The sequence below is a fragment of the Shinella sp. JR1-6 genome, from assembly GCF_004284735.1.
Taxonomy (GTDB): domain Bacteria; phylum Pseudomonadota; class Alphaproteobacteria; order Rhizobiales; family Rhizobiaceae; genus Shinella.
The window spans coordinates 61,642-86,900 of sequence record NZ_SHMI01000020.1 but is presented as its reverse complement, the minus strand read 5'-3'; the positions used below and the strand labels follow the sequence as shown (position 1 = coordinate 86,900).

Sequence of the window (25,259 nt, the reverse complement as noted above, 5' to 3'; positions counted from 1 at the left end):
CGGCGGTCTCAGGCCGGCGCCGCAGTGGCCGACTTTTGCTCCGCCCCGTGGCCGGTTTTTACTCCGCCGTTGACACCTGTCCGGCGTCGTCGATGCGCCACCACGGCTCGCAATGGAAATGGCCGACTTGATCCGGTTCAAGACCTCGACACTGACGGCGATCGGTTTCCAGCGGAACGGGGTCTGGGGCGAGGAAACCGCCTCGCAGAAGATCGAGCATCTCGGCCTGATGTTCGGCGCACTGGCCGCCTCCCCCGCCGGCGTCGTCAAAGGCCGCGGCGTGCCGCTTAGCCAATTGACTTTCGGCCTTCTAATCTTCCCCGGCGTCTGGGACTGATATCTGCAATGGCGAGAGCAGCGTCGTGGCTTCTACACCAAATGGGAAGAAGACATGCTGATGGTCGCCCAGGCCCTCACCCGCTCCGAGGTTGGCTGGATCCGCCAGCATCCCGAGCTCTTGAAGAATGTGCGACCGATCGAAGGGCTCATTGCACCGGAGGAGATCGAGTTTGCTGCTCGCGATTGGCATGGCGCCTGCAATGCGTTTCATCGGCATGCCGCCAACCGCTCGAAGGAGATCCAGCGGGTGATGCGTGTGCATCGCGACCCCTTCGAACCGATCATCTGTGTTCTGGAGGCCGACAGTCCGCTGGCGGAATATCGCAAGATCACCGACGAGATCTTGAACCGCATGCCGGATGAGGACCGCTATGGGAGGCGGCATAGATCTCCTATTAAAATCTTGATGGATGTAGCACCTAGTGCTATATAGACCGATGTCAGAACGAGTGTTCAAAACAGCGTGGTTTGCCAAGGCGGCAAAGAAAGCGCGCATCTCCGACAAGGCTTTGTCGAAGGCAATCGATCAGGTTGCCCTTGGACAGGCCGACGATCTTGGCGGTGGCGTCTTCAAGAAGCGCCTCAACGACAACATGCATCGTTCAATTGTTCTGGCGAAGGCCGGGGAGTTCTGGGTGTTCGCCTATCTCTTCGCCAAGAAGGATCGGGCGAACATCGACGACGACGAGCTTCTAGCGTTCCGGAAACTCGCAGACCTCTACCGTGCCAAGTCGAAAGCCGACCTCGAAGCGGAACTCGAGATTGGCGCCTTACTGGAGATTGATCATGGCGACTAAACGCAAGTTCAAGAGCGATGCGTTCGAGGCAATCCATAGCGCTGTCGAAGGCATGCTTGCGGCTGGGACTATCGACAAGGAAACGATGCGGACCTTCGATGAGGATTGCCTTGTGATCCCGCAGGAACTGTCACCTGGCGAGATCAAGGCGCTCCGCGAGGACAACCATGTCAGCCAGCCGGTCTTTGCCCGTTATCTGAACACGAGCCAGTCGACGGTTCAAAAGTGGGAAACCGGTGCCAAGCGCCCAAGCGGGCCAGCGCTCAAGCTCCTGTCGCTCGTGCAAAAGCACGGGCTGCAGATGCTCGCGTAACCCGATCTCCCCTGCATGGGTAGCATTCGAACGTTGAGAAAGTCCGAATAGACCTATACCGTCCGCATCATTCGAGTTTCCTGGGCTTCCAGATGACAAAGCGCCTTGGCCACCAGAGCGTGCGTGAACGAGACGCACAAAGCTGCCGTGTTCGCGCGATTAAACCAAGTCAACTCGTCGACGCAGCCGCATTCGGTTTCTTGCTGGGCTGCGGTTTGATGCGGATTTTGAGCACACCACCTTGAGGATGGTCGATATCGAAGGCGTTCGTTTTTCGCACGAGATCACTCAGTTTGCGGAAACCATAGGTGCGCGGGTCAAAGTCGGAGGCAATATTCGCAAGGTTTGCACCGATGGCGCCGAGCGGAACCCAGCCATCTTCGCTCTCTATCTGCATGATGACTGTCCGGATAATGGGAATAGCGGCTGATGGCGGCTGCAGCGGTATTGCATTGAGTGTTGTTTCCGGCGCGTTACCGGGCGCGCCGGGCAACAGATTTTCTGTGTAGACGAACCGTCGGCATGCCTGACGGAAACTCTCGGGCGTCTTCTGTTCGCCAAACCCGAACACATCGATGCCCTGCTCGCGGATTCGGGCAGCAAGTCTCGTAAAATCGCTATCGGACGACACCAGGCAGAAACCATCGAAACGTCCGCTGTGGAGCAGATCCATGGCATCGATCACAAGCGTGATATCGGATGCGTTTTTGCCCGTCGTATAGGCAAACTGTTGCTGAGGGATGATAGCGTGCTTCGAAAGCACATCAGCCCATCCCTTGGATCGAACGCTGGAGAAGTCACCGTAGATGCGACGAACACTCGCTTCACCTATCCTCGCGATTTCCTCAAAAAGACCATCCGCGATCTTCGCCGACGCGTTATCGGCATCAATGAGAACGGCTAAGCGGGGTGAGCGAGGCTCCGATGGCATGTGTCATCCCTCATCAGACTGTCCTGGACCCGAGGATACAGTAGGTATCTCAATTGCGACCTACCGGCCCTTGGTACCTTCGTCGAGTTCGAGCACAACATGCCCAAATACGCTTTTTGCAATGCCTAAATGCTAGCATTCTACCCGGCTTCTTCCTCCATAGGTTTACGGAGCTCCAAGACGGAATTCAACAACTTGACGTTCACTATCCAGCCTCTCTCAAACCCGACAATGACCGTCAAGGCGTGGCTTGGCGACTACCAATCATGTCGATGAACAGGTCTACCGCCTCTGACATTGCATCCTGGGCCGGCTTCTCGACGCGCCATTCGGTAAAATGACCATCGATCCACATGCGGCACAGACCGTAGATGAAGGCGCGCGCTGAGAGCATCAGCGCGTCCGGGGCGATCGCCGATGCAATCTGTCCATCTGCCTGTCCGCGGGCGATCAGGTCGAGCATGATCAGCCGGATCGCCTCTGTTTCGCCTGTCAGCTTGAGCGAGCCGTGAAAGTCGATCAGCGTGCGCGAGGCGATCACGTTGAAGTGCGTCGGATTGGCGAGCGCCCAGCCGAGATAGCCACGTGCGATGGCGCGAAGCGCTTCCACCGGATCGGCGTCACCAGTCGATGTGAGTTCGGCCTGCACTCGCTCGGTGAGCCGCCCCATCGCCTGTTCGGCCACGGCCGTCATCAAGGCCGTCTTATTGGCGAAATGACGGAAGGGTGCAGCCGGAGAGACCCCGGCCCGCTTGGCTGCCTCGCGCACCGAAACGGCATCGACCCCCTTCTCCTCGATCAGGGCGATCGTAGCGGTGACAAGCTCCTCGACGAGGTTGCCGTGATGATAAGGCGTGCGTGATGTCGATGATTTTGCCATCGCCTTTGATAGCGGCTCCCGCGCTTCGATGTAAGCGGCGTAAACATTCACTTGACAGTTTTCCCAAGATGCATGTAAACACCGCTTACATTGGAGGGAAATCACGCAGCAAACCCTGAGAAACCGATCTACCCGATCTCTCGAAAGCTGGGCGGTGACGGGCTGGCTATGCGCCGCAGTCGCTGTAGCCTGCTTTAGCGTGACGGCATTCGCTACAGATCCGACCGAGGCAGCACGCATGGCGATCCGCTTGACGGCTCGCACATCGCTATTGCTGTTCCTGTTGGCCTTTTGCGCCTCAAGTCTGGATTTTCTCTGGCCGTCAGCAGCAACGCGCTGGATAAAGGCGAACAGGCGGAGCTTTGGACTGGCGTTTGCCTTTTCGCACCTGCTGCATGCAGTTGCGATCGTGGCGCTCTCGCAGTTCAATCCGGTTCTGTTCGACGAGTTGACCGCACCGGCGGCCTTTGTTGCTGGCGGAACGGCCTATTTCGTCATCATCTTGATGACCTTGACGTCGTTCGACCGCGTCTCGGAAATCGTTGGGGCTAGGATTCGCGGTATCATCCACAGTGGTGGTATCTGGTTTCTTCTGCTGTCTTTCGTCATCAATTTCGGCCGCCGCGCCGTGATGACCCCGGAAATGTACTGGCCCTACATGGCGCTGCTTGCCGCCGCGATTGTTGTCCGGATCGCCGCCCACGTCCTGAGGCGAACGGCGCGAACGTTGGCTTGAACCGTCGTAGTTTAACCCCGAGCCTGGCCAGGTTTACTCCGCCTCCTCACCATCCACATCGGCCAAGAGTTGCTCTTTCTGAACCGCCTGCCGGCTGAGCAGCCCCGCATCCTGCAACGCATCGATATCCGGCAGATCACGCAGCGTCTGCAGGCCGAAGGCCGAAAGGAACTGCTTTGTCGTGACCTAGGTATACGGCGCCCCGGCGTCGGGCTGCGCGGGCCGGAGGCGAGGAAGTTGGCGTTGCGCAGGGTGGCGGTCGTGTCTCGGCTGATCTCCTTGCCGAAGGTCTTTGACAGGTCGCTGCGGGTGATCGGTTGGAAGTAGGCGATGACCATCAGGATCATGGCCTCGAATTCGGGCACCGCAGGTGCCCCTCCCCGTGTCGGGGCCTTTGACGCCCGGATCGCGGATGCGAAAGCCGAACGGCTTCGGTGCTGCCAGCCGCCGGCGACGGCGACGATCTCGTAGAGGCGGGAACGAAGTTCTTTCTGCGGGTCGTCGATCAAGAGGTCGATACTGCAATCCCTACCGACGACGCGCGCGAGCGTCTCGCGGCTGACCGGCTCGGCCGAGGCAAAGATTACGACGTCGACCCGCAGCATCCATCCGCGCCAGCGCAGCTCCGGCGGCAGATCCCCCAGCTCCCGATCCAACAAGCGTTCGCTTGCGTCCATCGTCCGAGACATCCGTGTTTTGCCGGGGCATCCGGTTCCGCCATCGTCACAATCCATAGATCCGAAAGGCGCTGCGGCCGGACAACTCGCGTACCGCATCAAATGCCTCCAGCCGGTCGAACAGCCGGATCGCTGCCCAGCGAGAGAGAGGTGCCGGGCGCCGAGGCAGCCACCGCATCCTCATTTAGCAGGGCCTGGATGACAGCGCCGGCGCCTTTCGTCCGAACCTTTGGCACCGCAGCGCGCAGCGCGCAGCGTCTCGGCGCGGCGCGCGATCTCGCCGGCGGTGCGCAGGGCCGCGCCCCTTCCCTCGATGAGGGCAAGGCAGACAGCGCGGGCAAAGGCTGGCTCGCCAGGGCGCACACGGCCCCTGCCACAAGCGTCTTGAAGGCCGGCCCTTAGCGTTCCGCCATCAGCAGCGGCACGGCATAATCCCATTTCAGCTGCGCGGCGATCAGCAGGTCGCCCAGCATCCAGGCGAGCGATTCGGCGTCCGGGCGCGCCGCCTGGATGGACGTGACCAGGTCCGCCGCAGCCAGCGGCTCCGAGCGGCCGGACTGCAGTACATCATTGGCATGGTCGACCGCCGTCGCCATCCAATCGTCCAAGGCCAGCCCCAACAGATCGGCAAGCTCGGCCACCGCTTTCGACGAGAAGGCGGGTTTTCAGGTGGAAAGCCTTTTGGTCGCCAAAAACACCTTTCCAGCCAGGCTGGGATCGCCGCCCGCGGCCGTCAGAAGAACGGCGTCGCGCAGTGCTACCTCGTCCTCGCTGCGGCCCATCAGTCGGACGGCGACGGCAGCACATTTGAGGGCTGGCACGCGCGCCAGCAGCCGGCACCAGATGGGTGCGGAGCGGACAAGATCGTCCGGCTCGCGGCCGCGCGGCAGGGCCCAGCCGGGCAAGCCGGCCGGGAGTACCGGCGAGGCGACGAGAGGGGTGACGGGCGAATCCATGGCCGCCATCCTATAGTGAGTGTGCGGTTTATGCTATAGATTCATATAATAATCGCACGGCCTGCCATTCTCGTTAAAATGGCGGATAAGATTGCCTTATCGGTCATTCTATCAAATTTAAGGCAGATACGGCAAAATCGGTGTTGAAGCTTCCCTCGCAGCTGCCGATGTTAAACATCGGCTCGCCCATATAACGTTAATCGGCTGACCGGAGAAAGAAGTATTTCTCAAGCCGAGAGCCGAGTGCGGCTCATGCAAAGATCGCCGTTGCGCCAAGGACGAAGGCTATTGCGGTGCCGAGCGCGCATCCGACGACCGTCTTGCTTCTCGCCAGGGCGGCCGTGCAAAGCAGCGTATAATAGGTCAGGTTCAGGCTGGCCCAGAGGGCGATATCCACCGGGGGCCACGGCGTCGTGAAGGCCAAGGTGGCGGGCGGGATCTGGGTTAGCAGGTTGCTCGCCAGGACGCAGAAGGCGACCTCCCGTCGGTGCGCCATGATATGGGCATCAAGCGTGTCCGTCTCCGTGGCCTTCGGGAAAACCTGCGTGGCAGCAAAGTAGTAAAGCAGTGCGACGAGAGTTACGGCGAACGCTACCGGATAGCTGATTTCAGGGAGCTGACGGTATGCCCAGGCATTCATCCAGAACGTAATCAGATCGACGAGAAGAAGGATCCCGAACAAGGGAGCAACGAAACCAAGCTTGCGGGTGTGGCGTTCGTCATAGGCCCGCGAGAAGCCTGATACCACTTCGGCGACCGCAAAGCCGAGCAACAGTCCGTAGAAACCGAACATGAAACCGAAAGCGTCGCTCATTCAATGTTCCCCGGTGGCCTGGAAAAGTCGTGTTGGCGCCCTCTAAGGGCATTCTGAAACAGTTTTGCCATGCTGCTGGGCCGTATGCTTGTCTTGCTACCTGACAAAGAAGCCCCTCCTCCAGGTGCTCCTTACGAGAGCAAGGCAATTCCGTTGAACTGGCCTCCGCTCGGCCACTCTAGAAGCGGGCGCGAAGCCCCATCTGGAACGACATGGTTCTCAACGAGGCACCGGCGGCATTCCTGTAGAGGGTTGCGGTTCCGCTCGCTGTTTCCGTCGAATTCAAGTCCCCCTTCCTGCGAAAAAAGTTCTCGAAATTGCCAGCGATATAGAAGGACGCCGTATCCGTGAGCTGATAATCGACTGCGACATTGAGCATCAGGACCGGCGCCACCTTCATATCACCGAAGAATCGGGTCCCGGTCAGCCAGTGATCATCCTGATCGTTGATGCCTGTCGTCAGGCCACCCTTGATACTACCCGCAAGGGTCAGACGGTCGAAGCGTGTTGAACCGTCGATTCCGACAAAGACTGTCGGGATTTCTTGTTTGTAGGAAATGGCGTTTACGCCTGCGGGAAGGTCGCCAATGTCGTTGCGCAGACCACCGTCGCTGTAGATATACGAACCGCCAAAGGCTTCCCAGCGGACCTCGGTATACTTGAAACCGCCGCCAAGGCTGACATTGGTGCTTTCATCCGCGAAGATATCCCGGCCGATTTCGAGCGTACCGCTGAAATAGTAGTCGAGACGGGTATCAGGGTGAACGGAACGATCACTCCAACCGTTCATGCTCTGGTCAATGGCAAAGCCCGGGACCCAGTCGTAGTCGACCATGTGGCCGTCACCGCCAAAACCAAGGTCTACCCTCCCCTTGACGTGCCAATTTCCCTCAAGTTCAGCCCCGGCAGCTGCCGTATAGACCACCACTCCGTCCGTATCCCAGTCCAGCTGGCTGGCCTTGTCGTTCCCGAGATAGACATATTCACGCGCTTCGATCGACATGAGGCCGACACTCCCGGACAGCCAGAAGGTTCCGTCTGTAGCGCGGGCGATCAGATCGTTGGCTCGTGCACTGGATATGCCGAACACCAGGGCAATCAAGGCGTATTGAAGTGTTTGAATTTTCATCAACGATCCCTCCGGCATGGCCGGTCTACTACTGGCGACAGACGAACTCTTTCTCAACGACTTCGTCTCACGAACCTCAAGAAGACGAAGCAGCGTTGCAGATTTGCACAGGATTTTCGGCGCCACCCTCTCGAACAGAGGCGATACTTGTCATGCTCTCAGCCTTTCATCGGCGGTATTTGCCTTGAGCGCCGCCATGACCATTGGGCCAAGACCGAACTCGCCGCGTGCCGCCTTTTTCGTCAAGTCTCGAAGATAACCCCCGGCAGAGTTGATGTGCTCTGCTCGCTCAAGGATACAGGCCATGGCGATAGCTGCATTTTCCGCCCCCATCACCTGACATGCCGCTTGATAGGCAGATGGGCTGACGCCCAGCATGGAGCGAACGACGACTGCTGCCGCCATCAGATCCCGCCAATGGGCTATCTGGCCGGTCGGGGTGTAGTTGGCCAGTTGGGGGCAGGCCTTTAGCACCAATGCCAAAGGAAACGTCCTCAACGGCTCGGCAGACCGTTGCGGTTTGCGCGCTGTGATTTCGTCCAGCTCTTTTCCAAAGCGTGGTTCAAGTTCATGAGTAGAGTCAGGATCTGAATTCTGTATGTGGCATCCATTATGGATATCATTGGCGTCTATATTTCCTACATTTAGCTGTATTTCCAACCGGTTGACGATTTCCTCGCGAAGTTTTTCCATCTTGTCGAGAACGGCTTGGATCTGTTCATGGCGAGGCGAGCGTGGAAGGCTTGCTACGAGCCCGAGGAAGATGTTCTCCATTGTGGCCCAATCGCCATCGGCCCCCTCCTCCATGGCAGCCGATATGAGCTTGCGGATGTCGCGCCGGCAAAGCGTCAGCGCCTCCCTGGTGCGCTTGAACCGGAGACGTTCTGCGGCGACCCGTTGAGCATAGGCAGCGAGCTCGGCGGTGCGCGCGAGCAGGGGCGCAAGGCTGAAACCGAACGCGGCTTCGATCTCCCCTCCTCTGCCCCTGTGGGCGTAGCGTTTGCCATTTGGGCTGTCCCGGCGCTCGATCAAGCCGGCATTAACGAGCGCGGAAAGATGCCTGCGCAGCGTCGTCCCCGCGATTCCATGGGCACGGATGGATAGCTGGGCGTTTGATGGGAACACCACCAGTCCGCTTCCCTCATTGGAGAGGGTAGAACCCGGATAGAAGCTGAGCAATGCATGGAGCACGGCTAGCGACCGGTCTTGGAGGTCGAAGATATCCTTCGCCTCGCAGACGTCCCGGAAGATTTTCCACTTATCAGCCGTCTTGTTGGGGCTGCATTCGGCTGTCGCAAGCTGGTTTTTCACCAGGGCAAGCGTCATCGACCGCCGCCCGAAAGGCGTCGTCACATGTCCACTCTGCATTTCCTTCACCTTTCTACAGGCAAAAGGAAACCGCTCGCCAAAACGGCGCCAAAAACTCTTGACTGTGATTCGTGGAAATGCGATTCTCAGGATGCTACTACTGAGGAGGGCTTCCACGACGGCAACGTTTGGGGGCCTTTTCCTTTTGTGCTGGTCTCTCCTTTTCGACCGTTTTGGTCTGGTTGCTCCTTCCGCGCCCTCTTACGAAGGGTCGGAAAATTCTCCGTATTCATGCATCAGCGCCGGCATTCGTTTGGCCAACCAATGCGCAAATGCCTTCTCCTTTTTGGGGATCGTGAGCGTCATTCCCGACGCTGCATTCTTCATCCGGCCAAAAACCCGTGCGCCAAGGGTGAAATCGATCGTTTCGTCCGCTTCCACCACATCAGGCGTCACCGGCATGCTGCTTGCAGCACGCATCGCCTGGGCAATTCGCTCTAGGTTGTCCGCCTTGCGGAACTCGGGAGCCCGAACCACCTTCCGTACGGCTTCAAGCCGTCCCGGTTCCTTCAGAAGCTCCGCAAACGCCGTCCATTTTGGACGGCCAACACCCCTTGCCCTGCCGATTGCAAGGATGACATCGTCCGGTACAACGGCTGTAACCCGGAAGAGATGGGATACAGCCGCTTCGGAAAGACCCAAGATTGGGCATATCGCTCGATGCGAGAGACCGGCGCCTTTCAGCTGGACGGCCCACATCGCCTGTTCGATCCAGGTGAGGTTCTCGCGCACGCCATTTTCGAGGGACTGTTCCTCGATCAGCTGGCGATCGGTCAGATCACGCACATAGGCCTTTATCTTGATCGTCTCCGGTCGTTCGGCATCTCCCATGATCGCTTTGATTGCCGCCCATCGACGATATCCGTAGGCCAGCTGATACTGGCCGGGCTTTGTCGGATGTGGCCGGACAAGAACCGGTATCTTCTGACCTTCGCTGGCGATCGATATCTTGAGAGCCTCAAGCGCCTGATCGGCCTCCTCGTCATTGTCGAAGCGATCCTTGAACGGGGACCGCTCAACCTTGTCGGGGTCGAGCGAGATGATGCTGTCCTCGGTCAATTGGGTGAGGACCCGGCCGACATTGGAAATGACGGGCGACGAATGTCGGCGGGATGGCAACATCTTCTCCTGCGCGTCCGACGCCGGTACCGCATCTCCGCGGTTTTCGGCATCGGTCATTCGTTGAAGAATGCTCTTCTTCATGCGCTACGCCCCCATACCTTTTGGACCAGACCGAGGATTTCAAAGTTCACGCGGTCAGCGCTCTCGATGGCGCGCTTGAGCGCCTCGCGACCCACCTCCCCCGCCTCGAGTTCGTACAGTGTTTTCTTGGCAACTGCCGCGCCGGCGATTGCGGTCGATTCCAATGCTTCGGCGACAAGCACGTCGTCCCCGAACAGCCTGCGCATCACGCCGGACATGTATTTCTGTGGCCCGTCGTTGGGGTTCACACGGGTCAGCAGGAAGCGGAAGAAGTCATGCTCGAACCGTGCACCGAACTGCCCGAGAACTTCGGAGAGATCGGAGATCATGATGAGGAACTGGTTGCAGGACGCCACATCGAGCATGGCAGGATGAACGGTGATGATCAGTGAGGTGGCTGCATAGAGGGCCGCAAGCGTTGAATAGCCCAATGATGGCGGCGTATCGAGAATGACGATGTCGTAGCGATTTTCGACATGCGAGAGGGCATTGCTCATGCGCTCGAAAAAGAGGCCAAGATCATCACGGTTCCGCGAGGTCAGGTAGGACGGTGTGTCAAACTCAAAATCCATGAGCTCGAGGTTGCCCGGGACGAGATCGACACCCGGGAAATAGGTCGGGCGGATGACATCGGCCAGCGAACGGCGCTCGTTGTCATATCGAATGGCGGCGTAGGCCGTTTCGTTTTCACCCAGATCAAATTCGGGCTGGATACCGAAGAGTGCGGTCATCGATGCCTGGGGGTCCAGATCGATGCATAGGACCCGATAGCCCTGAAGACCCAGGAAGTGCGCCAAGTGGATCGACGTGGTGGTCTTCGAGCTGCCGCCCTTGAAATTCGCAGTGGCGATGACTTGCAGCTTTTCCCCGTTGCGCCGCTGGGGAAGAAGCTCCTTGGCCTCATCCGGACGAAGTGCGGCGAGAAACGTGCGGAGCTCCTTCACCTGTTCCACGGTGTAGGTCCGCCTGTTGTTTTCGGCTCTTTCCGGCTGGGGCCCCTTTCCTTCGATCGTCAGCTGTCGGAGAGTGCTCTCCGGAACTTTGAGAAGGCGAGCGAGGTCGGTGGTTGAGAATGTCCGCGCGAAGGTCTTTCTTGCCGTTGGAAAATAGGCGGTCTCGCGCATATCATGCAGTTCGGCCGAAAGCTTTGCTGTGTAGCCCTCGATCTTCGATGCGGTATCTCTGACGTTGTGAGAAGCCGAGTGAAGCATTCAATCCTCTTGACGGTTGTGGGCGCTGTGCGGACCCATTTCCGTCACGATAGGCAGAGACTTGCCGATTCTACAAGGCGTTTTTCCTTAACGAGACGTTAGTGTTCCGGCTCGGAGCTCAAGCTTTACAGTTGTAAAGTCCGCCGTGCCGGGCAGAGGACTTTACAATTGTAAAGTTCCAATTTGCCTGATCGCCGCCGGCGTCGGGAATGCGAAGGCTGCGACGGAGAAATGATGCGTGGTGTATTTCATCGACCGTGTCAGTGCGGGTGGTCGGTTGGTGGCGGCTTATTGGCCGTTCGAGTGCTGCTGTCGGTCGCTAGAGGAGCGCCGCGCAGAGCGTGCGGGAAGGGATGCCCGCTCCGTCGCCTGACCCGGATTGATGGAGTGAGATCCGAGTGGGTGCGCTGGCTATAGGGGCCAGGCAACCGTAGCTCAACGCATTCTGTCGCGCCTCCGCCAGGGGTGGTAGCCTAGGTGGAGCCCTGCGGGAGGTCGCGCCCCACGAATATGCGGGGCATTTCCTTCAGTCGATAGCGCGCCCGATGCGTGCGGCGACGCGCCATGGAATGGATCCGGCGCTTGGCGGCAGGAGATGTGGTCCTTGCACATTCAAACGCGCCGACCAGCCGCCTCGAGATCATTCCCCGAGGGCGGTCCGGTGGAGTTAGGCTATGGCGCATTTGAGAATGCCGGCGATCGTCGGCTCCAAGAGCCGGCTTGTGGCCCAGCTTTTCGCGGACTACTGCGCCGCCAGCGTCTCAAAGGCGACCTTCATTCGTTCGCCGGCCTTCGCGGGAAGCTTGACCGATTTTGCGGTGTCGAGATTGGCGGATCCGTCGCCCACGCGAATGAGGGCGACCATGCCCATGCTGTAGTGCGGCGAGCACTTGATGCCGTAGTAGCCGGGCTCGGCGACCGTCAGTACATACTCTTCGTTGACTTTGCTCCTGAAGGGTTTGACGTCTTCGGGAAGCATGCCTTTGATACCTTCGACATTGTGGCTCTTGTCGGAGGGGATGAAGCGAACCGTGTCGCCTGGCTCTGCAGCGATGGCGGCGGGCTCGAAAACCATGGCGCCACTTTCGCCCTTGTTCAGCATCTTGACTGCATGCTCTGCGGCTTGGGCTGCGCCGCCTGCAAGAACCATCAGGGCCGTCATGGCCAAAAGTCTCGTCATTACATCCTCCTCCAGATCGGATGGAGGGATGTCCCATGGTGTGAGTAGTGTCGCAATGCGACCTTGGTGCCGGATCAGCCGGCAAGCACGAAGGCTTCCAGCGCATCGGCAGCAATCGGCTTGTACATGATCTCGATGCCGGCAGCTTCTGCTGCCAGCCGCGTTTGCGGCTTGCGATCGGCCGTCAGGATGCGGGTAGGGCGCGCACCATGTTGGGCGTGCAAAGCCTCTACCGTCTCGATGCCGGTAAGCGCGCCATCGAGTTGCTGGTCGATGAGGTAGAGGTCGGGCACGATGCCGATTTCGTCGAGCAGCGAAAGCGCCTCCTCGCCACTGGCCGCCTCCAGCACGCTGACACCGCGCCGTTCCAGGAGCAAGGCAATGGCCCTGCGCAAACCCACATCGTTTTCGACGAGAAGTGCGATCCGGTCGCTGTTGTCGCCGGGTTCTTCCGGTATGACAGGCGTTGCTTCGCGGTAGATGGGGTTAGCCCGGGATGCCATGCGGGCGAGGTCGACGGAAAAACAGGTGCCGCGACCGGGTGTGGAGCGCAGATCAAGGCGGTGGCCGAGAAGAGCGCAAGCCCTCTCCACGATGGCGAGGCCAAGCCCCATGCCTTCGGAGGCTGAGGCTGATCCCTGAACCCTGTGGAATTCACGAAAGATCGCCTGCTGCTGGTCCGCCGCGATGCCCGGTCCCGTATCGTGGACCTCGACACGCACATGACCGTTCACACGACGCGGGCCAACGAGGATGCGGCCGCTCGCGGTGTACCGTATCGCATTGCTGATCAGATTCTGCAGGATGCGGCGTAGATACGTCGGGTCGCTCGAAACCGTAAGGCCACAAGGCAGGATATCGAGCCTCAGTCCCTTGCGGGCCGCGATCGGGGCGAATTCGTCTGTAAGCTGCCGAAGAAGCAGGGAGAGGGGAACCGGCCCTATATCGACCGCCGTCCCGCCAGCCTCCAGCCGGGAGATATCGAGCAGGGCGCCGAGAATACCCTCTACGCTGACGAGGGCGTTGTGCGCTTTTTCGAGTGTCCCACGCATCGGGGTCGCTTCCGCGTCATCCCTTGCGGCGGCAACGAAAAGCTTCGCGGCGGAAAGCGGCTGCAGGAGGTCATGGCTTGCCGCGGCGACGAAGCGCACGCGGGCTGAGTTGGCACGCTCGGCTTCGGCTAGGGCGGCCGCAAGGTCGCCGGTGCGTGCTGCCACGCGCGCTTCCAACGAGTTGTTGGCGCGGATCATGGCGTGGATGGCGAGCCGCTCGCGCGTGACATCGGCAAAGGACATGACAAAGCCGCGCCCCGGCACTTCCTGCGCGAAGACATCGAGGATGATGCCGGAGGCATGAGTGATCTCAAAGGATAGAGGCCCGCGCGGTAGCCGGCCATCGATCCACTGACGCAAGGTGTCACCGGAAAAACCATCGCCAAGGGTGATGGCGTCGGCGATGTAGTCTGCCAGCAGCTCGAAGGGTATTCCTCGCCGTAGGAGGCGTGGCGGAATGTCGAACAGCTGCGCGACCCGGCTGTTCCATCCCACCAGTCGGCGGTTGGCGTCGAAAATGCCGACGCCCTGATTTATGTGCTCCAGCGTGGCCCGGATCATACGGGCCTGGTCATCGAGCAGCTTGCCACGTTCGGAGCGCTCCATGCGGATCAGGTCAGTAATGTCGGTCTGGAGAATGACAGTGCCGCCATCGGCTGTTCGTTGCTCGCTGACCTGAAGCCAGCGGTCACCACTAAGCCCGACATTGAAGACCTGCCGTGCCCGGTGCAGGCGCATGCGCTCGGCTACCCAGGATTTGGGGGTCACGCCGCGGGGGAGGGCGAGGTACGTGGAGCGGCTGGCGGTTTCCACATAGTCGGCAAAGGTAATGCCGGGAGCAAGTTTCTCGTGAATGTCCACGAGGTCCCGACAGAAGCGGGAATTGCAGAGCACGAGCACTTCAGCCGGATCGAAGAGCGCAAACCCTTCCTCGATGGCCTCGATCGCCTGGGACAGGTCACGGCGCGCGCGCTCCGTGGCGCTGTTGGCCTCGTTGAGCAGTTTCAGCGTCGCTTCGAGATCCCGCGTACGTTGACGAACCCTTTCTTCGAGCATGGCCGCACGCCGGAACTGCTCGAAGGCGGCGCCACGGTCGCCGGTATTCTGCTCGACATGGCGCATCAGCGCGTCAGCGATGACAAGCATTTTCTCGAGGTTGCGGCTATCGCCATCGGCCGGATCAAACAGGCCGTCGGAAATCCGGGTGCTCATGAGCCACCTTCCGAAACGACGGTGCCGGGTGGGTAGAAGGCGAAGCCGGTCATCGTATGGTTTATGTGCATGGGGCCGATCTGCTCACCGTAGGTGGAAAAGCCAATGACGCCGTGCTGGCGCAGAAGTTCGGAGACAGGACCTGTCATCTGCCGCTCCTGTGCCTCGATGCGCCGCAGAATGCAGTCGAAGGCGAGAACTGCGACGGGATCGGCCGGATCCTTCAACGCCTGCAGCTCTGTTGAAAGATGCCCTACCAGATCGTGCGGCTCGGCGATGGTAAGCACCATGCCCTCGTCGATCGCTGAGAAGAACAGCAGCTCGCCGGATGGCAGTACCCGCTGAATGGCGCGGACGTGGTGACGGTCTCCCATCCGCACGGTCAGCGGATGAATGGCGAAGGTGAGGGTGTTGACGCTCTCCGGCTCCATGCCGATCAGGCGGGCATATTCCCGTACCGCCGGCTCGCCATTGATACACCGCACGATGCGGGCTGCGGGATTTGCCTCGGTTACGACCATCCGTCGCTCCGTCGGCTTGATGTGATCCATCTTGAACGGGCGCAACGGACAGTCGCCACGGATCACCGAGATGACCGCAGCATTGGGGAGAAGCCGCTCGCCCTCAAAGACGAGCGTTTCCCGGAAATGGACGCCGTCTCCCGCCGAACCGCCGATCAAAGGCATCGCACCCGTAGCGGCGGCGAGTGCGGAGGCGAGTTCGTCTTCGCGCGCTGAAAGCCCGTCGACGAGGAGGAGGGCGAACTCTTGCGCCAAATGGCCGTGATCGCGGGCAAGGGTCTGGCGGATGTGTAGCAGAGTATTGGACAGCGTGTCGGCGGCAAGCGTGGAGAGGTTCTGGATCAAAAATGTTTCGGCAGCGAAATGATTTGCACGAAACCCGACTGCGACAATGCTCTCCTCCTCATAGCCCGCCCCGGAAATTTCTCCGGCCGTGGTGCAGCCGGCGATCCTGGCACCCGGCCAAGCTCTGGAGCTCTCCGAAACGACGGCCGCGACATCGGCTTCGGGTGAAACAAAGAGCAGGACAAGCGCAAACGGGCCGGGGCCAAGACCCGCAGCCAGGCGCGCAACCGGACAGCTCTCATGCGCCGATACGAGCGCACGGGTAACGAAGTGTTCATCCACGGGCGATGGCCTCCTCCGCCGTTCCCCCGTCTCTATCTTAAGCATCCGCCGCGGGGCCGCGCCAGCGGGGAATGAAGCCGTTAGCCGATGGTCTTAGTATCCGCCAGAAAATCCCGACGAATTGGCCGATCGACACGTTCACGCACCGCCATGCCCGAAGTCCCGCACTGGCCTTCCAAAATCACCTTCAGGTGTCAGTAACCATGATTGCAAAGCTTGCTTCCTGCGCGAACAGCACCGCCTGCATGCGTGTCTGCACACCGAGCTTGCGCATAATGGCGGTGACATGCGCTTTCACCGTCGTCTCGGCGATGGAAAGCTCGTAGGCGATCTGCTTGTTCATGCGGCCAGCACAGACAAGCTGCAGGATGCGGGCCTGCTGGCGCGTCAGCAATGCAAGCCGCTTGACCGCCTCTTCCGAGGGGCTCGGTACGGATCCTTCCAGTGCCAGACGGCTTGCGTGGATCTCCCCGCGTGCGATGACGGCGAAGGCTTCGCGGAATTCTTCGCGCGAAGCATGTTTTGGCACGAAGGCATTGATGCCGGCCTTCAGGGCCGCCCGCACGATACGAACCTCATCGAGCGACGAGACGACGACGATCGGCGTCTTCGGCGCTGCCTGGCGCAGGCGCACCACGCCATCGAGGCCGTTGACGTCGGGCAGGTTGAGATCGAGCACGACAACGTCCGGCGACGGCCCGCTGGCAAGCCGCGTCAGCGCCGCTTCCAGCGTGCCGACGGCTTCGACATCCGGAATGCCCACCGGTCCCGTCAGCGTCATCGACAATGCATCGCAGAACAACGGATGATCGTCGACAATCAGCGCCGACCGCAGCATGCGAAGAGGTTTTTCCGGCACTAGAACTGGTATCATGCGAAATTCCCGATAGGGCTGGCGGTAGCTTAGCATCAAATTCGTCCGTCTTCATCGGCCTTTCGGCCAGCGCCAAAGCAACAAAGCCGGGCGTTTCCGCCCGGCTCTTCATCTCAGTCCAGCGAGGCCAGTTGTTTTGGCAGGCGGAAGGTCCAGACTGTGCCGCCCTGATTGAGGTAGTTGACCTTCTTCGCGACCTCTCCGCCCCACAGCGGAACGGCGCCGCCCCAACCCGAAATCACGGACACATACTGCTCGCCGTCCTGCTCCCAGGTCACTGGTTGGCCGACGATGCCCGAGCCCGTCTGGAATTTCCACAATTCCTCGCCGGTCTCGTTGTTAAGCGCGACGAAGTCGCCTTCCGGAGTACCGAAGAACACGAGGCCGCCGGCCGTTGCCATCGCGCCACCCCATAGCGGAGCACTGTTCTTGTATTCCCACTTGATTTCGCCGGTGCTCGGGTCGATTGCCTTGAGGCTGCCGATATGGTCCTCGAAGAGCGGTTTGATGGTAAAACCGGCACCGAGGTAAGCCGCGCCCTTCTTGTAGCTGATGGGCTCATTCCAGATGTCCATGCCCCATTCGTTGGAAGGCACGTAGAACAGGCCCGTCTTCGGGCTGTAGGCCATTGGCATCCAGTTCTTGCCGCCGAGGAACGAGGGCACGGCAAAGACCTGCTGGCCTTTCGCGCCGTCAGCGGCCGCGGCCGCATCGCCCGGACGGTTGTCCTCGTTGTAGATCGGCCTGCCGGTCTCATCGATACCCTTGGCCCACGTGATGTTCTTCACGAAGGGATGGGCGGCGACGAATTTCCCGTCCTTGCGGTTCAGCACGTAGAAGAAGCCGTTACGGTCGGCAGTGGCGAAGCGCTTGTTCCCGTCCTTGTCGACGAAAGGAACGACCTCGTTCACGCCGTCGAAATCCCAGCCTTCGCGGGGTGTCGTCTGGAAGTGCCACTTGATCTCGCCGTTTTCGGGGTCGATACCGAGGCGCGAGGCGGCATAAAGGTTGTCGCCCTTGTTGCCTTCCACAGGCTTGCCAGCATTGCGCAGATGGCTGTTCCACGGAGCCGGATTGCCCGCGCCGAAGATCAATGTCTTGGTGTCCTCGTCATAGGAACCGCCAAGCCAGGTCGCTCCCCCGCCCGTCTTCCACAGGTCGCCCGGCCAGGTCGCGTTGAGCGTCCCGGTCATCGTGCTTTCCTTGCCCTTGAAGGTTCCCATATGCCCTTCGATGACGGGACGGGTCCAGACGAGTTCGCCGGTCTCGGCATTGCGCGCCTGCACCTCGCCGACGACGCCGAACTCACCGCCCGAATTGCCCGTCACGACGAGACCGTTCACGATCAGCGGGGCGGCGGTGTAGCTGTAGCCTTCCTTGTAGTCTGCAATCTTCTTGTTCCAGACCACGTCGCCTGTCTTGCGGTTCAGCGCGACGATGCGCGCGTCGAGCGTGCCGAAATAGATGTTGTCACCGAAGATCGCCGCGCCACGGTTGACCACGTCGCAGCAGGGGAGGATACCCTCGGGCAAGCGCGCGTCATACTGCCAGACTTCCTTGCCTGTCTTGATGTCGATGGCATAGAGTCGGCTGTAGGAGCCGGTAATGTACATCATGCCGTCATAGATGATCGGCTGGCTTTCCTGGCCGCGTTGCTTCTCACCGCCAAGCGAGAAGGCCCAGGCCGGCACGAGATTCTTGACGTTCTTGGTGTTCAGCGTCTCCATCGGCGAAAACCGTTGCAGGCCGCGGCCCATGCCGTTGGTCAAGACGTCGCCGACGGTTTCGGCGTCTTTGGCAAGATCGTCCTCGGTCACGCCGGCATAAGCGGCGCTCGAACAGGCGATGGCCGCAATCGCGGCCAATACGAGTTTCCTCATGGCATCCTCCCACTCCATGCCCGCAGCAGGACGCGGGCTCCACGAGGGGGATCATCGGTGCTGTTCGGGAAGGGTTGAATTGGACCTTGGTCGTAAAATGCCCGTTGCGGCGGGTTTCCGGCCTCTTTGCCCCCCGTCAATAGGTCGTATATCGAGCGATAGGGCAGGGGGGTAGCATCTCGGGACCAAGGGGAGGAGAGCCCATGACGATCCTGAAATCGCTTGCCGGCGCGGTTGCGGCCGCGCTCCTGTCATTTACGCCGGCACTCGCCGAGACGCCCGTCGTGCGCGCCGCGCTGCAGCTTTCGGGCACGGTGAACTGGGAAGCCGACACGATCCGTCACTACGGCTTCGACAAGGCAAATGGCTTTGCCCTCGATGTGAGTGATGTTGCCGGTGCGCCGGCGGCGCAAATCGCGCTCGTCGCCGGCGAAGTGGACATGATCGTTTCCGACTGGCTCTGGGTGGCGCGCGAGCGCGCTGCCGGTCGCGATCTTGTCTTCATCCCCTATTCGCGCGCCGTCGGCGCCCTTATGGTCGCGGCCGACAGTCCGGCCAAAACGCTTGCGGATCTCAAAGGCCAGAAGATCGGTGTTGCGGGAAGCCCCATCGACAAGAGCTGGCTGATCCTGCGCGCCTATGCGCAGAAAGTGGAGGGCTTCGATATTTCCGGGACGACCGAGCAGATCTTTGGCGCTCCACCACTCGTCTACAAGGCAGCGCTCGACGGCGAAGTACAGGGTGCGCTGAATTTCTGGAATTTCGGCGCCCGCATGCAGGCGGCGGGCATGCGTCCGCTGATGACCGTCGATAAGGCAGCCGAGGCGCTCGGCCTCGACCCGCAAACACCGCTCGTCGGCTATGTGGTGCGCGGTGAACTGTTGAAGGCCAATCCGGGTCTTGGTGGAGCGATCGCCGCGGCCTCACATGCCGCCAAGACAAAGCTGACGTCCGATCCGGCTGCCTGGGCGCGTATCCGCCCGATGATGAAGGCGGCGAACGATGCCGAATTCGAGGCGCTGAAGGCGGGCTTCCTTGCTGGTACGCCGAAGGCGGGTGCCGTTGACGAAAAGGCTGCCGCCCGCATGCTTGCCCTCATGACCGAGCTCGGCGGCGCCGACCTCGTGGGCGACCTGAAAGAACTGCCCGATGGCGTTTTCCATCATCCCGGCAGCTGAGCCGGTCCTGCGGCTCGATCTGGAGAAAGGCGGGCCGGGCCGTGTGCTTGGCCCGATTGCGCTTTCGCTCGTGCCGGGTGAAACCGTCGCGCTGACCGGCCCCTCAGGCGCCGGCAAGACGTCGCTGCTGCGCATCGTTGCCGGGCTCGACAGGCGTTTCGAAGGACGACTGGAAGCAACGGAACGCGTCGCGATGGTCTTCCAGGAGCCGGTTCTCCTGCCCTGGCGCACGGCTCTGCAGAACCTCACCATCGTCGCGCGTGTCAGCGAAATCGAGGCACGGCACTGGATGGAGGAGGTTGGGCTAGCAGGGCTTGGCGGGCGCTTTCCGGGCATGCTTTCACTGGGCCAGCAGCGGCGCCTCTCGCTGGCACGGGCCTTCGCTTCCAGACCGGATCTCCTGCTGATGGATGAGCCGTTCGTCAGCCTCGACCCGGTGCTGGCCGATGAAATGATGAGCCTGTTCGAGCGACTGATTACCGCGCGGCCCTGTGCGACGCTGCTCGTCACCCATGTCCGGGCCGAGGCTCAGCGGCTTGCCGGCCGTATCCTTCGCCTGGAGGGCCGGCCGGCACGGCTTGTCGAGGAGGATCAGAAAGCCGGAGCGTATTTCCAGTTGTCGGCGTCGGGCGTCACGACGTCGAGGTCATAGCCGGCCCCCTTGAGGCGCCTTGCTGACGGAAGGCCGTTGTCGGCCGCCTCGTCGATGTAGCGGCGGCCGAGTGCCTTGTTTTCCACGACGCCGCGCCCGCGCATGAGGTCGAGTCCATAGTTGAACTTGCCGACAGGATCGCCGGCTTCGGCCGCACGGCGGTCCCATTCTGCAGCGGCATCGGGGTTTTCAGGACCGCCGAGGCCATTGTCATCGAGCTGCGACATCCAGGTCATTGCTCCAGTCCAGCCGGCCTCGGCACAGCGCTCGAAGAGTTCGCGCGCCATCTCATGCCGGCCGGACTTGGTGATGTAGTAGCCGGTCGCGCAGATTGTCATGCTGGTGCGCCCCTCGGCGATATCCTTCATGACGCGGTTCAGCGTCAGTTCCTCCGGATTGAGCGTGCCGCCGGCGCCGGCATCCGCCTGCGACAGGGTCGTGTTGGCAGAAAGGAACAACAGGCTCGCGGTAACGATGACAAGACGCATGGTGGGTCTCCAGTTCAGGCCTTTCGCGCCGTCAGGCCACGGGCGGGGTCGTAACCCCAGATGGCGATGAGGCCGAACACGGCGAAGGCGGCGAGGGTGACGGCGAGCGCCGTAAGATTGCCCTTGGCGTAGAGGGAAAAGCGGATCAGCTCGACGGCATGGGTAAAGGGATTGAGCGCACACAGGTCCCGCAGGCGCGGCGAGGCTTCGGCCATCTTCCAGAGCGGATAGAGCGCCGAGGAGAGGAAGAACATCGGAAAGATCACGAAGTTCATCACACCTGCGAAATTCTCCAGCTGTCGGATGAAGGAGGAGAGCAGGAGACCGAGCGCGCCGAGCATCATCGCGGCGACCGCCATGGCTGGGGCGGCGGCAAGATAACCCAGCAAGGGAAAGCGAATCCCGTAAAGCGCGGCGATGGCGAGGAAGGTATAGGCCTGCAGCACGGCGATCAGGCTGCCGGCCAGCAACCGGCAGAACAGCAGCCACCAGCGTGGCAGCGGCGCGGTCAGGAGAAGCCGCATCGATCCCATCTCCCGATCATAGACGAGGCTGAGGGACGATTGCATCCCGCTGAACAGCAGGATCATGCCAACCAGCCCCGGTACGATGTAGATTTCGTAGGTGATGTAGGTCTGGTAAGGCGGCGTGATGGAAAGGCCAAGCGCCGCGCGAAAGCCGGTGGCGAAGACGAAGAGCCAGACCAACGGTCGTACCAGCGCCGCGACAAGCCGCCCGCGCTGGCCGAGAAACCGCAACGCTTCCCGATAGAGGATTGCCCGAAGCGCGGTGAGGGGACGGGAACGCCGTACGCCGCCAGTTTGCGGTTCAGCTCCGTCCAGAGCCTCCGTCGTCATGCCCGTTCTCCCGTCAGTGCAAGGAAGCGGGCCGTGAGATCCGCACCGCCGATTTCTCCAGCCTCGCCGTCGGCAAGCACGCTGCCACGATGGAGGATGACAAGCCGATCGGTCTTGCGCACCTCGTCCACCAGGTGGGTCGCCCAAAGCACGGTCAGCCCGTCCGCCGAGAGGTCGTGCACGTGGGCGGTGATGGCAGTGCGTGCGGCCGCGTCGAGGCCGACCGTCGGCTCATCCAGCAGCAGCACCTGCGGCCTATGCAGGAGGGCGCGGGCGATTTCCATCCGCCTGCGGTGGCCGCCGTTGAGTTTTGCGACTTTCTCCCCTGCACGCTCTGCCATGCCGAGCCGCTCAAGTGCTGCAATCGTGCGCATCTCCGCCTCGCGCCCCGAAAGGCCATGCAGCGCGGCGAAGTAGAGGAGGTTGTGCCGGACGGTGAGATCCGGATCGAGCGTGGAGGCCTGGAAGACGGCGCCCATGCGGGCGAGGGCGGCGCGTGGCGCGCGCGCCATGTCAAAACCCGCCATCACGATCCGGCCGGCACGCGGCGTGAAAAGCCGCGTGAGCATTCCGAACAGTGTCGACTTCCCGGCACCGTTCGGCCCGAGCAGGGCGCAAAAGCGGCCGGGTTCGACGGAAAACGACACGTCATCGAGCGCGCGGCGCGCGCCCCAATCATGACTGATGCCCTCCACCGTCAAACCGCCCATGGTCGACTACTCTATGGTGATTGCGACCTGTTGGCTGTCGCCTGTGCTACCGGGAACCTTCAGGTGGTAGCTGCCCGGCTTGATCGCAACGAAGCTGATTTCCGCCTCGCCCGCCTCGTCGAATTCGATGGAATCGATGCCGAGGGGACGGATCTCGATACCCTCAATGACGATCTCGTTGATCCACACTGCCCTGAAGAACCCGGCTCCTTCCAGCGCCAGCTCCTGGCTGCCATCCGCTTCGATCTTCACCGTGTAGTACTTCCCCGATTTCAGCGTCAGCGGCGCCTTGGAAACCGGCTGCCCAGCCGAGAGCGTGATGTTTGGCAGGCTCTGGCGGTTGGATTTCGACAAGAGGCCGGCGAGCCCCAGGCCCGCCTCGGGTTTGGCGTCGTCTTCGTCATCCGCCTGCGCGGCGAAGGGTATGGCGGCGAGTATGATTGCGGCCAGAATTGCTTTCTTCATCTTATCCTCCCTCTCAAAAAGTCATGGACGGGTCGCCGCACCCCAGGGGAAACGGCCGACCTTGATGGATTTCACGGGTTCCAGCGTGGCGACATCGACCACGGTGACGTCCCCTGAAACACCGTTGGTGGTGAAGAGCTGCGTGTGGTCGGGCGAAAACGCGAGGTGCCAGACACGACGGCCGACAAGCACGTATTTCTGGACCACAAACGTATCGGCATCGATCACCGCCACGTGATTGGACGGTCCGAGCGCGACGAACGCCGTCTTGCCATCGGGCGTGAACTCGAAGCCGACGGGCTGGATGAGGTCGGCGTTGACACCCGTGATCTCGAAGCGGATCTTCGCCTTTTCCGCCTGTGTGGCGACATCGAAAACGGTAATCGTTCCGCCAATCTCCGAGGAGACCCACAGTTCCGCACCTTCCCTGGCGAATTCGGCATGACGCGGGCGGGAATCCACCAGTGTGTTGGCGAAGATCGCCTTCTTCTCCGTGTCGATCCAATGGGCCATATTCGTCGTTTCCGAGGTGGTGATGACGATCTTGCCGTCCGGTGAGACAGCCATGCCCTCGGGCTCGATGCCGACATTGATCTGGCCTACGACCTTGCGCGTCTCGACATCGACGACGGTCGTCACCGCGTCGTCCTCATTGGCGATCCACAGATGCCTGTCGTCCGGCGCGAGAACGAATTGCTCGGGATCCTCCCCGGAGGGAAGGTCATGCAGGATCTCGCCGGTTGCCGGATCCATCACCTGGACCGTGTCGCTGTCGGACGCACAAATGTAGACGCGGCTGTGGTCGGAATTGAACGTGATGCCGCGGGGTCGCTCACCGGTCTTGATAGTACGCACGACCTCGAGGGTCGCCGTGTCGATTACGGAGATCGTATCGTCCTTCTCATTCGTCACCCAAATCTCGCCGGCCAGAGCCTGGAGCGGGGCAGCGACCAGAAGCGGGGCGATCAACAGGACCGGAAATCTCATTTCATCCTCCAAAGGCAGTGCAGGCGCTTTCGGGCCGGTCGAGGCCCAGCGTGTCCATTTCGTTGGTCTGGTGCAGATAGCCGTCGAGCGGTGTCAACTCGACCAAGGCGCGGGCATTGACGACCGCCATGGGTTGGCGGAGTTGCCCGTTCCAGGCGCGATAACTGAGGCTGCGGCCCTTGAAGCCGTCGAGGGCGAATTTGTCCGAGAGGATGAAGCCGCGGATCACCGCGGGATCCGCGGTGTTGGTGCGTGTCACCGCTTCGCCGATGCTGCGCAGCGCCGTCCAGGCCGCGTAGTCGCGGGAGCCCATCTCGCGCCCGGCAGCCTTCTCGAACCGGTTCTGCAACTGCACGGCCGCCCATTGCTCGAGCACCGGTGCCCAGCCTTCGCCGCGAAGTCCGTCCGAGCCTGCGACGGGACGGGGCAGCCAGGTGTTGTCAGCGACATAGCGGGCAAAATCATCTGCCTCGTCGGCGATCAAAAGCACGTCGTGATCGGGAAAATCCTGGGTGAAGAGCGGAATTTCCTGCCCGGCAGCGCGACGCAGGTCCGTATCGAAGGACCACTCCTTCGAGGCGAGGATTTCGACGCCGAATTTTTGCGCCGAGGCGCGCAGGGTCTCGGCGAAGGCGCGATCCTCCGGTTTCGGGCCGGCGATCATCACCGTCCGTGTCCACCGGCGGGCTTTCAGCACCTGCATAAGGGCGTCGCTACGCATGGCATCTTCGGTCATGGTATGCAGCAGGTTGGGGCGGCACTCGACATCGCGCAGTCGCCGTTCGCCCGAGGCGACGTTGAAGAGAAGGGCGTTCCGGGCCTCCGGCAAGTCCGCGACTGCAAGAATGCCTTCCGGCGTGGCATCGAGGAACAGGATTTTGGAGGCCGAAAGTGCCTTGCGAGCCGCGTCGAGAAAATCGCCGCCGGGTTCCACAGAGATGACGGAGAGGCTGTAGTCGTGACCCATGAAGCTGCCGGTCGTCTTCGTATCGGTCAGAGCAACCTGCGCGCCCGCAATGCCACGATCCTCCGGGATGGGGTCGAGATTGGAGAGCACCGGCGGTGCCGCCACCTCCTGCCGAAGATAGGTCATCGGTATGGCGATCGTGGCTGCAGCCGACGAAGCGCAAAAGACGAACGCGGCCGCAAGGCAAAGCCCCTCGCGGCGCAGCATGAAGCGTACCGGCATGTCTCATCCTCCTGAAGGCGAGCATGGCGGCAG

Annotated in this window: 24 protein-coding genes and 4 pseudogenes; 6 read left to right on the top strand and 22 right to left on the bottom strand. The window is 61.1% G+C overall.

All coding sequences use genetic code 11. The features are described from left to right. Nucleotides 1-76: 76 nt before the first annotated feature. The 3 genes and pseudogenes from EXZ48_RS25845 to EXZ48_RS25835 form a co-directional block, all read left to right on the top strand. Nucleotides 77-718, top strand: a pseudogene (locus tag EXZ48_RS25845) (hypothetical protein); the annotation flags it as partial. Between the two features lie 58 nt (nt 719-776). Next, complete coding sequence (locus EXZ48_RS25840) at nt 777-1,136, top strand: type II toxin-antitoxin system RelE/ParE family toxin (RefSeq protein ID WP_024270704.1); 360 nt, start codon at nt 777-779, stop codon at nt 1,134-1,136. Beyond that, the gene (locus tag EXZ48_RS25835) at nt 1,126-1,449 is read left to right on the top strand and encodes a DNA-binding transcriptional regulator (protein WP_024270705.1); all 324 of its coding nucleotides are present in this window, start codon (nt 1,126-1,128) and stop codon (nt 1,447-1,449) included. The genes EXZ48_RS25840 and EXZ48_RS25835 overlap by 11 nt, the downstream gene beginning before the upstream one ends. 169 nt (nt 1,450-1,618) lie before the next feature. Here EXZ48_RS25835 and EXZ48_RS25830 read toward each other — a convergent pair whose 3' ends face one another. Together EXZ48_RS25830 and EXZ48_RS25825 are read right to left on the bottom strand one after the other, a co-directional pair. Further along, nucleotides 1,619-2,380 carry an NYN domain-containing protein gene (locus EXZ48_RS25830; RefSeq protein WP_130519322.1) on the bottom strand — a complete coding sequence of 254 codons (762 nt, stop codon included), beginning with the start codon at nt 2,378-2,380 and terminating at the stop codon, nt 1,619-1,621. A gap of 238 nt (nt 2,381-2,618) precedes the next feature. Continuing rightward, nucleotides 2,619-3,500 (bottom strand): TetR/AcrR family transcriptional regulator, encoded by an 882-nt coding sequence (locus tag EXZ48_RS25825; RefSeq protein ID WP_245462359.1) that lies wholly within the window; start codon nt 3,498-3,500, stop codon nt 2,619-2,621. Here EXZ48_RS25825 and EXZ48_RS25820 point away from each other — a divergent pair. Continuing rightward, a complete protein-coding gene (locus EXZ48_RS25820) occupies nt 3,499-3,996 on the top strand; it encodes a hypothetical protein (protein WP_024270708.1) in 498 nt (165 codons plus the stop codon). The two genes, EXZ48_RS25825 and EXZ48_RS25820, sit on opposite strands and share 2 nt — an antisense overlap. 33 nt (nt 3,997-4,029) lie before the next feature. Here the strand turns inward: EXZ48_RS25820 and EXZ48_RS25815 are convergent. From EXZ48_RS25815 to EXZ48_RS25750, 14 genes and pseudogenes are all read right to left on the bottom strand, one after another. Then, nucleotides 4,030-4,685, bottom strand: a pseudogene (locus EXZ48_RS25815) (SMC-Scp complex subunit ScpB). Nucleotides 4,686-4,719: 34 nt separating this feature from the next. Then, nucleotides 4,720-4,921, bottom strand: a pseudogene (locus tag EXZ48_RS35970) (DUF1403 family protein). Beyond that, nucleotides 4,854-5,111 (bottom strand): DUF1403 family protein, encoded by a 258-nt coding sequence (locus tag EXZ48_RS35965; RefSeq protein WP_371687679.1) that lies wholly within the window; start codon nt 5,109-5,111, stop codon nt 4,854-4,856. The pseudogene EXZ48_RS35970 and the gene EXZ48_RS35965 overlap by 68 nt, the downstream one beginning before the upstream one ends. Further along, nucleotides 5,072-5,629, bottom strand: a pseudogene (locus EXZ48_RS35960) (DUF1403 family protein). Before EXZ48_RS35960 ends, EXZ48_RS35965 begins: the two are co-directional and overlap by 40 nt. A 250-nt stretch (nt 5,630-5,879) precedes the next feature. Next, nucleotides 5,880-6,443 carry a hypothetical protein gene (locus EXZ48_RS25795; protein WP_024270710.1) on the bottom strand — a complete coding sequence of 188 codons (564 nt, stop codon included), beginning with the start codon at nt 6,441-6,443 and terminating at the stop codon, nt 5,880-5,882. Nucleotides 6,444-6,621: 178 nt separating this feature from the next. Continuing rightward, nucleotides 6,622-7,572, bottom strand: a complete 951-nt coding sequence (locus EXZ48_RS25790; RefSeq protein ID WP_165909422.1) for an omptin family outer membrane protease — start codon at nt 7,570-7,572, stop codon at nt 6,622-6,624. A gap of 150 nt (nt 7,573-7,722) precedes the next feature. Further along, nucleotides 7,723-8,940, bottom strand: a complete 1,218-nt coding sequence (gene repC, locus EXZ48_RS25785) for a plasmid replication protein RepC (RefSeq protein ID WP_037407691.1) — start codon at nt 8,938-8,940, stop codon at nt 7,723-7,725. 201 nt (nt 8,941-9,141) lie between these two features. After that, nucleotides 9,142-10,143, bottom strand: coding sequence for a plasmid partitioning protein RepB (gene repB / locus EXZ48_RS25780; RefSeq protein ID WP_024270712.1), 1,002 nt, complete (start codon nt 10,141-10,143; stop codon nt 9,142-9,144). Then, nucleotides 10,140-11,354, bottom strand: a complete 1,215-nt coding sequence (repA, locus tag EXZ48_RS25775) for a plasmid partitioning protein RepA (protein WP_024270713.1) — start codon at nt 11,352-11,354, stop codon at nt 10,140-10,142. The genes repB and repA overlap by 4 nt, the downstream gene beginning before the upstream one ends. Before the next feature lie 742 nt (nt 11,355-12,096). Then, nucleotides 12,097-12,534, bottom strand: a complete 438-nt coding sequence (locus EXZ48_RS25770) for a pseudoazurin (RefSeq protein WP_130519314.1) — start codon at nt 12,532-12,534, stop codon at nt 12,097-12,099. Nucleotides 12,535-12,608: 74 nt separating this feature from the next. Continuing rightward, nucleotides 12,609-14,798 carry a PAS-domain containing protein gene (locus tag EXZ48_RS25765; protein WP_130519313.1) on the bottom strand — a complete coding sequence of 730 codons (2,190 nt, stop codon included), beginning with the start codon at nt 14,796-14,798 and terminating at the stop codon, nt 12,609-12,611. Further along, nucleotides 14,795-15,946, bottom strand: a complete 1,152-nt coding sequence (locus EXZ48_RS25760; RefSeq protein ID WP_207900497.1) for an FIST N-terminal domain-containing protein — start codon at nt 15,944-15,946, stop codon at nt 14,795-14,797. The genes EXZ48_RS25765 and EXZ48_RS25760 overlap by 4 nt, the downstream gene beginning before the upstream one ends. Nucleotides 15,947-16,133: 187 nt before the next feature. Next, nucleotides 16,134-16,820 carry a response regulator transcription factor gene (locus EXZ48_RS25755; RefSeq protein WP_245462358.1) on the bottom strand — a complete coding sequence of 229 codons (687 nt, stop codon included), beginning with the start codon at nt 16,818-16,820 and terminating at the stop codon, nt 16,134-16,136. A 113-nt stretch (nt 16,821-16,933) separates the two neighbouring features. Then, nucleotides 16,934-18,700, bottom strand: coding sequence for a PQQ-dependent methanol/ethanol family dehydrogenase (locus EXZ48_RS25750; protein WP_130519307.1), 1,767 nt, complete (start codon nt 18,698-18,700; stop codon nt 16,934-16,936). Between the two features lie 203 nt (nt 18,701-18,903). On the opposite strand from EXZ48_RS25750, the gene EXZ48_RS25745 reads away from it, so the two are divergent. Continuing rightward, nucleotides 18,904-19,878 carry an ABC transporter substrate-binding protein gene (locus EXZ48_RS25745; RefSeq protein WP_130519305.1) on the top strand — a complete coding sequence of 325 codons (975 nt, stop codon included), beginning with the start codon at nt 18,904-18,906 and terminating at the stop codon, nt 19,876-19,878. Beyond that, entirely contained in the window at nt 19,850-20,530 is a 681-nt protein-coding gene (locus EXZ48_RS25740) for an ABC transporter ATP-binding protein (protein ID WP_130519303.1), read from the top strand. The genes EXZ48_RS25745 and EXZ48_RS25740 overlap by 29 nt, the downstream gene beginning before the upstream one ends. Here the strand turns inward: EXZ48_RS25740 and EXZ48_RS25735 are convergent. Genes EXZ48_RS25735 through EXZ48_RS25710 form a run of 6 tightly spaced genes read right to left on the bottom strand, consistent with a single transcriptional unit; the run spans nt 20,470 to nt 25,226 of the window. Next, the gene (locus EXZ48_RS25735; protein WP_130519301.1) at nt 20,470-21,018 is read right to left on the bottom strand and encodes a tetratricopeptide repeat protein; all 549 of its coding nucleotides are present in this window, start codon (nt 21,016-21,018) and stop codon (nt 20,470-20,472) included. The genes EXZ48_RS25740 and EXZ48_RS25735 overlap by 61 nt on opposite strands. A gap of 14 nt (nt 21,019-21,032) precedes the next feature. Beyond that, the gene (locus EXZ48_RS25730; RefSeq protein WP_130519299.1) at nt 21,033-21,875 is read right to left on the bottom strand and encodes an ABC transporter permease; all 843 of its coding nucleotides are present in this window, start codon (nt 21,873-21,875) and stop codon (nt 21,033-21,035) included. Beyond that, nucleotides 21,872-22,585, bottom strand: coding sequence for an ABC transporter ATP-binding protein (locus EXZ48_RS25725; protein ID WP_130519296.1), 714 nt, complete (start codon nt 22,583-22,585; stop codon nt 21,872-21,874). The genes EXZ48_RS25730 and EXZ48_RS25725 overlap by 4 nt, the downstream gene beginning before the upstream one ends. A 6-nt stretch (nt 22,586-22,591) precedes the next feature. Beyond that, entirely contained in the window at nt 22,592-23,050 is a 459-nt protein-coding gene (locus tag EXZ48_RS25720) for a hypothetical protein (RefSeq protein WP_023512726.1), read from the bottom strand. A 21-nt stretch (nt 23,051-23,071) separates the two neighbouring features. Further along, on the bottom strand, nt 23,072-24,037 hold the full coding sequence (locus EXZ48_RS25715) for a YVTN family beta-propeller repeat protein (RefSeq protein ID WP_024270717.1): 966 nt from the start codon (nt 24,035-24,037) through the stop codon (nt 23,072-23,074). A 1-nt stretch (nt 24,038) separates the two neighbouring features. Next, nucleotides 24,039-25,226 carry an ABC transporter substrate-binding protein gene (locus EXZ48_RS25710; protein ID WP_023513586.1) on the bottom strand — a complete coding sequence of 396 codons (1,188 nt, stop codon included), beginning with the start codon at nt 25,224-25,226 and terminating at the stop codon, nt 24,039-24,041. Nucleotides 25,227-25,259 lie beyond the last annotated feature (33 nt).

Coding starts and splice junctions, on each gene's coding strand:
- EXZ48_RS25755 (WP_245462358.1), bottom strand. CDS start 16,820: ATGATACCAGTTCTAGTGCCGGAAAAACCTCTTCGCATGCTGCGGTCG.
- EXZ48_RS25770 (WP_130519314.1), bottom strand. CDS start 12,534: ATGACGAGACTTTTGGCCATGACGGCCCTGATGGTTCTTGCAGGCGGC.
- EXZ48_RS25835 (WP_024270705.1), top strand. CDS start 1,126: ATGGCGACTAAACGCAAGTTCAAGAGCGATGCGTTCGAGGCAATCCAT.
- EXZ48_RS35965 (WP_371687679.1), bottom strand. CDS start 5,111: ATGGGATTATGCCGTGCCGCTGCTGATGGCGGAACGCTAAGGGCCGGC.
- EXZ48_RS25715 (WP_024270717.1), bottom strand. CDS start 24,037: ATGAGATTTCCGGTCCTGTTGATCGCCCCGCTTCTGGTCGCTGCCCCG.
- EXZ48_RS25825 (WP_245462359.1), bottom strand. CDS start 3,500: ATGCGTGCTGCCTCGGTCGGATCTGTAGCGAATGCCGTCACGCTAAAG.
- repA (WP_024270713.1), bottom strand. CDS start 11,354: ATGCTTCACTCGGCTTCTCACAACGTCAGAGATACCGCATCGAAGATC.
- EXZ48_RS25735 (WP_130519301.1), bottom strand. CDS start 21,018: ATGCGTCTTGTCATCGTTACCGCGAGCCTGTTGTTCCTTTCTGCCAAC.
- EXZ48_RS25820 (WP_024270708.1), top strand. CDS start 3,499: ATGGCGATCCGCTTGACGGCTCGCACATCGCTATTGCTGTTCCTGTTG.
- EXZ48_RS25790 (WP_165909422.1), bottom strand. CDS start 7,572: ATGAAAATTCAAACACTTCAATACGCCTTGATTGCCCTGGTGTTCGGC.
- EXZ48_RS25710 (WP_023513586.1), bottom strand. CDS start 25,226: ATGCCGGTACGCTTCATGCTGCGCCGCGAGGGGCTTTGCCTTGCGGCC.
- EXZ48_RS25730 (WP_130519299.1), bottom strand. CDS start 21,875: ATGACGACGGAGGCTCTGGACGGAGCTGAACCGCAAACTGGCGGCGTA.
- EXZ48_RS25720 (WP_023512726.1), bottom strand. CDS start 23,050: ATGAAGAAAGCAATTCTGGCCGCAATCATACTCGCCGCCATACCCTTC.
- EXZ48_RS25840 (WP_024270704.1), top strand. CDS start 777: ATGTCAGAACGAGTGTTCAAAACAGCGTGGTTTGCCAAGGCGGCAAAG.
- repC (WP_037407691.1), bottom strand. CDS start 8,940: ATGCAGAGTGGACATGTGACGACGCCTTTCGGGCGGCGGTCGATGACG.
- EXZ48_RS25830 (WP_130519322.1), bottom strand. CDS start 2,380: ATGCCATCGGAGCCTCGCTCACCCCGCTTAGCCGTTCTCATTGATGCC.
- EXZ48_RS25750 (WP_130519307.1), bottom strand. CDS start 18,700: ATGAGGAAACTCGTATTGGCCGCGATTGCGGCCATCGCCTGTTCGAGC.
- EXZ48_RS25745 (WP_130519305.1), top strand. CDS start 18,904: ATGACGATCCTGAAATCGCTTGCCGGCGCGGTTGCGGCCGCGCTCCTG.
- EXZ48_RS25765 (WP_130519313.1), bottom strand. CDS start 14,798: ATGAGCACCCGGATTTCCGACGGCCTGTTTGATCCGGCCGATGGCGAT.
- EXZ48_RS25725 (WP_130519296.1), bottom strand. CDS start 22,585: ATGGGCGGTTTGACGGTGGAGGGCATCAGTCATGATTGGGGCGCGCGC.
- EXZ48_RS25740 (WP_130519303.1), top strand. CDS start 19,850: ATGGCGTTTTCCATCATCCCGGCAGCTGAGCCGGTCCTGCGGCTCGAT.
- EXZ48_RS25795 (WP_024270710.1), bottom strand. CDS start 6,443: ATGAGCGACGCTTTCGGTTTCATGTTCGGTTTCTACGGACTGTTGCTC.
- repB (WP_024270712.1), bottom strand. CDS start 10,143: ATGAAGAAGAGCATTCTTCAACGAATGACCGATGCCGAAAACCGCGGA.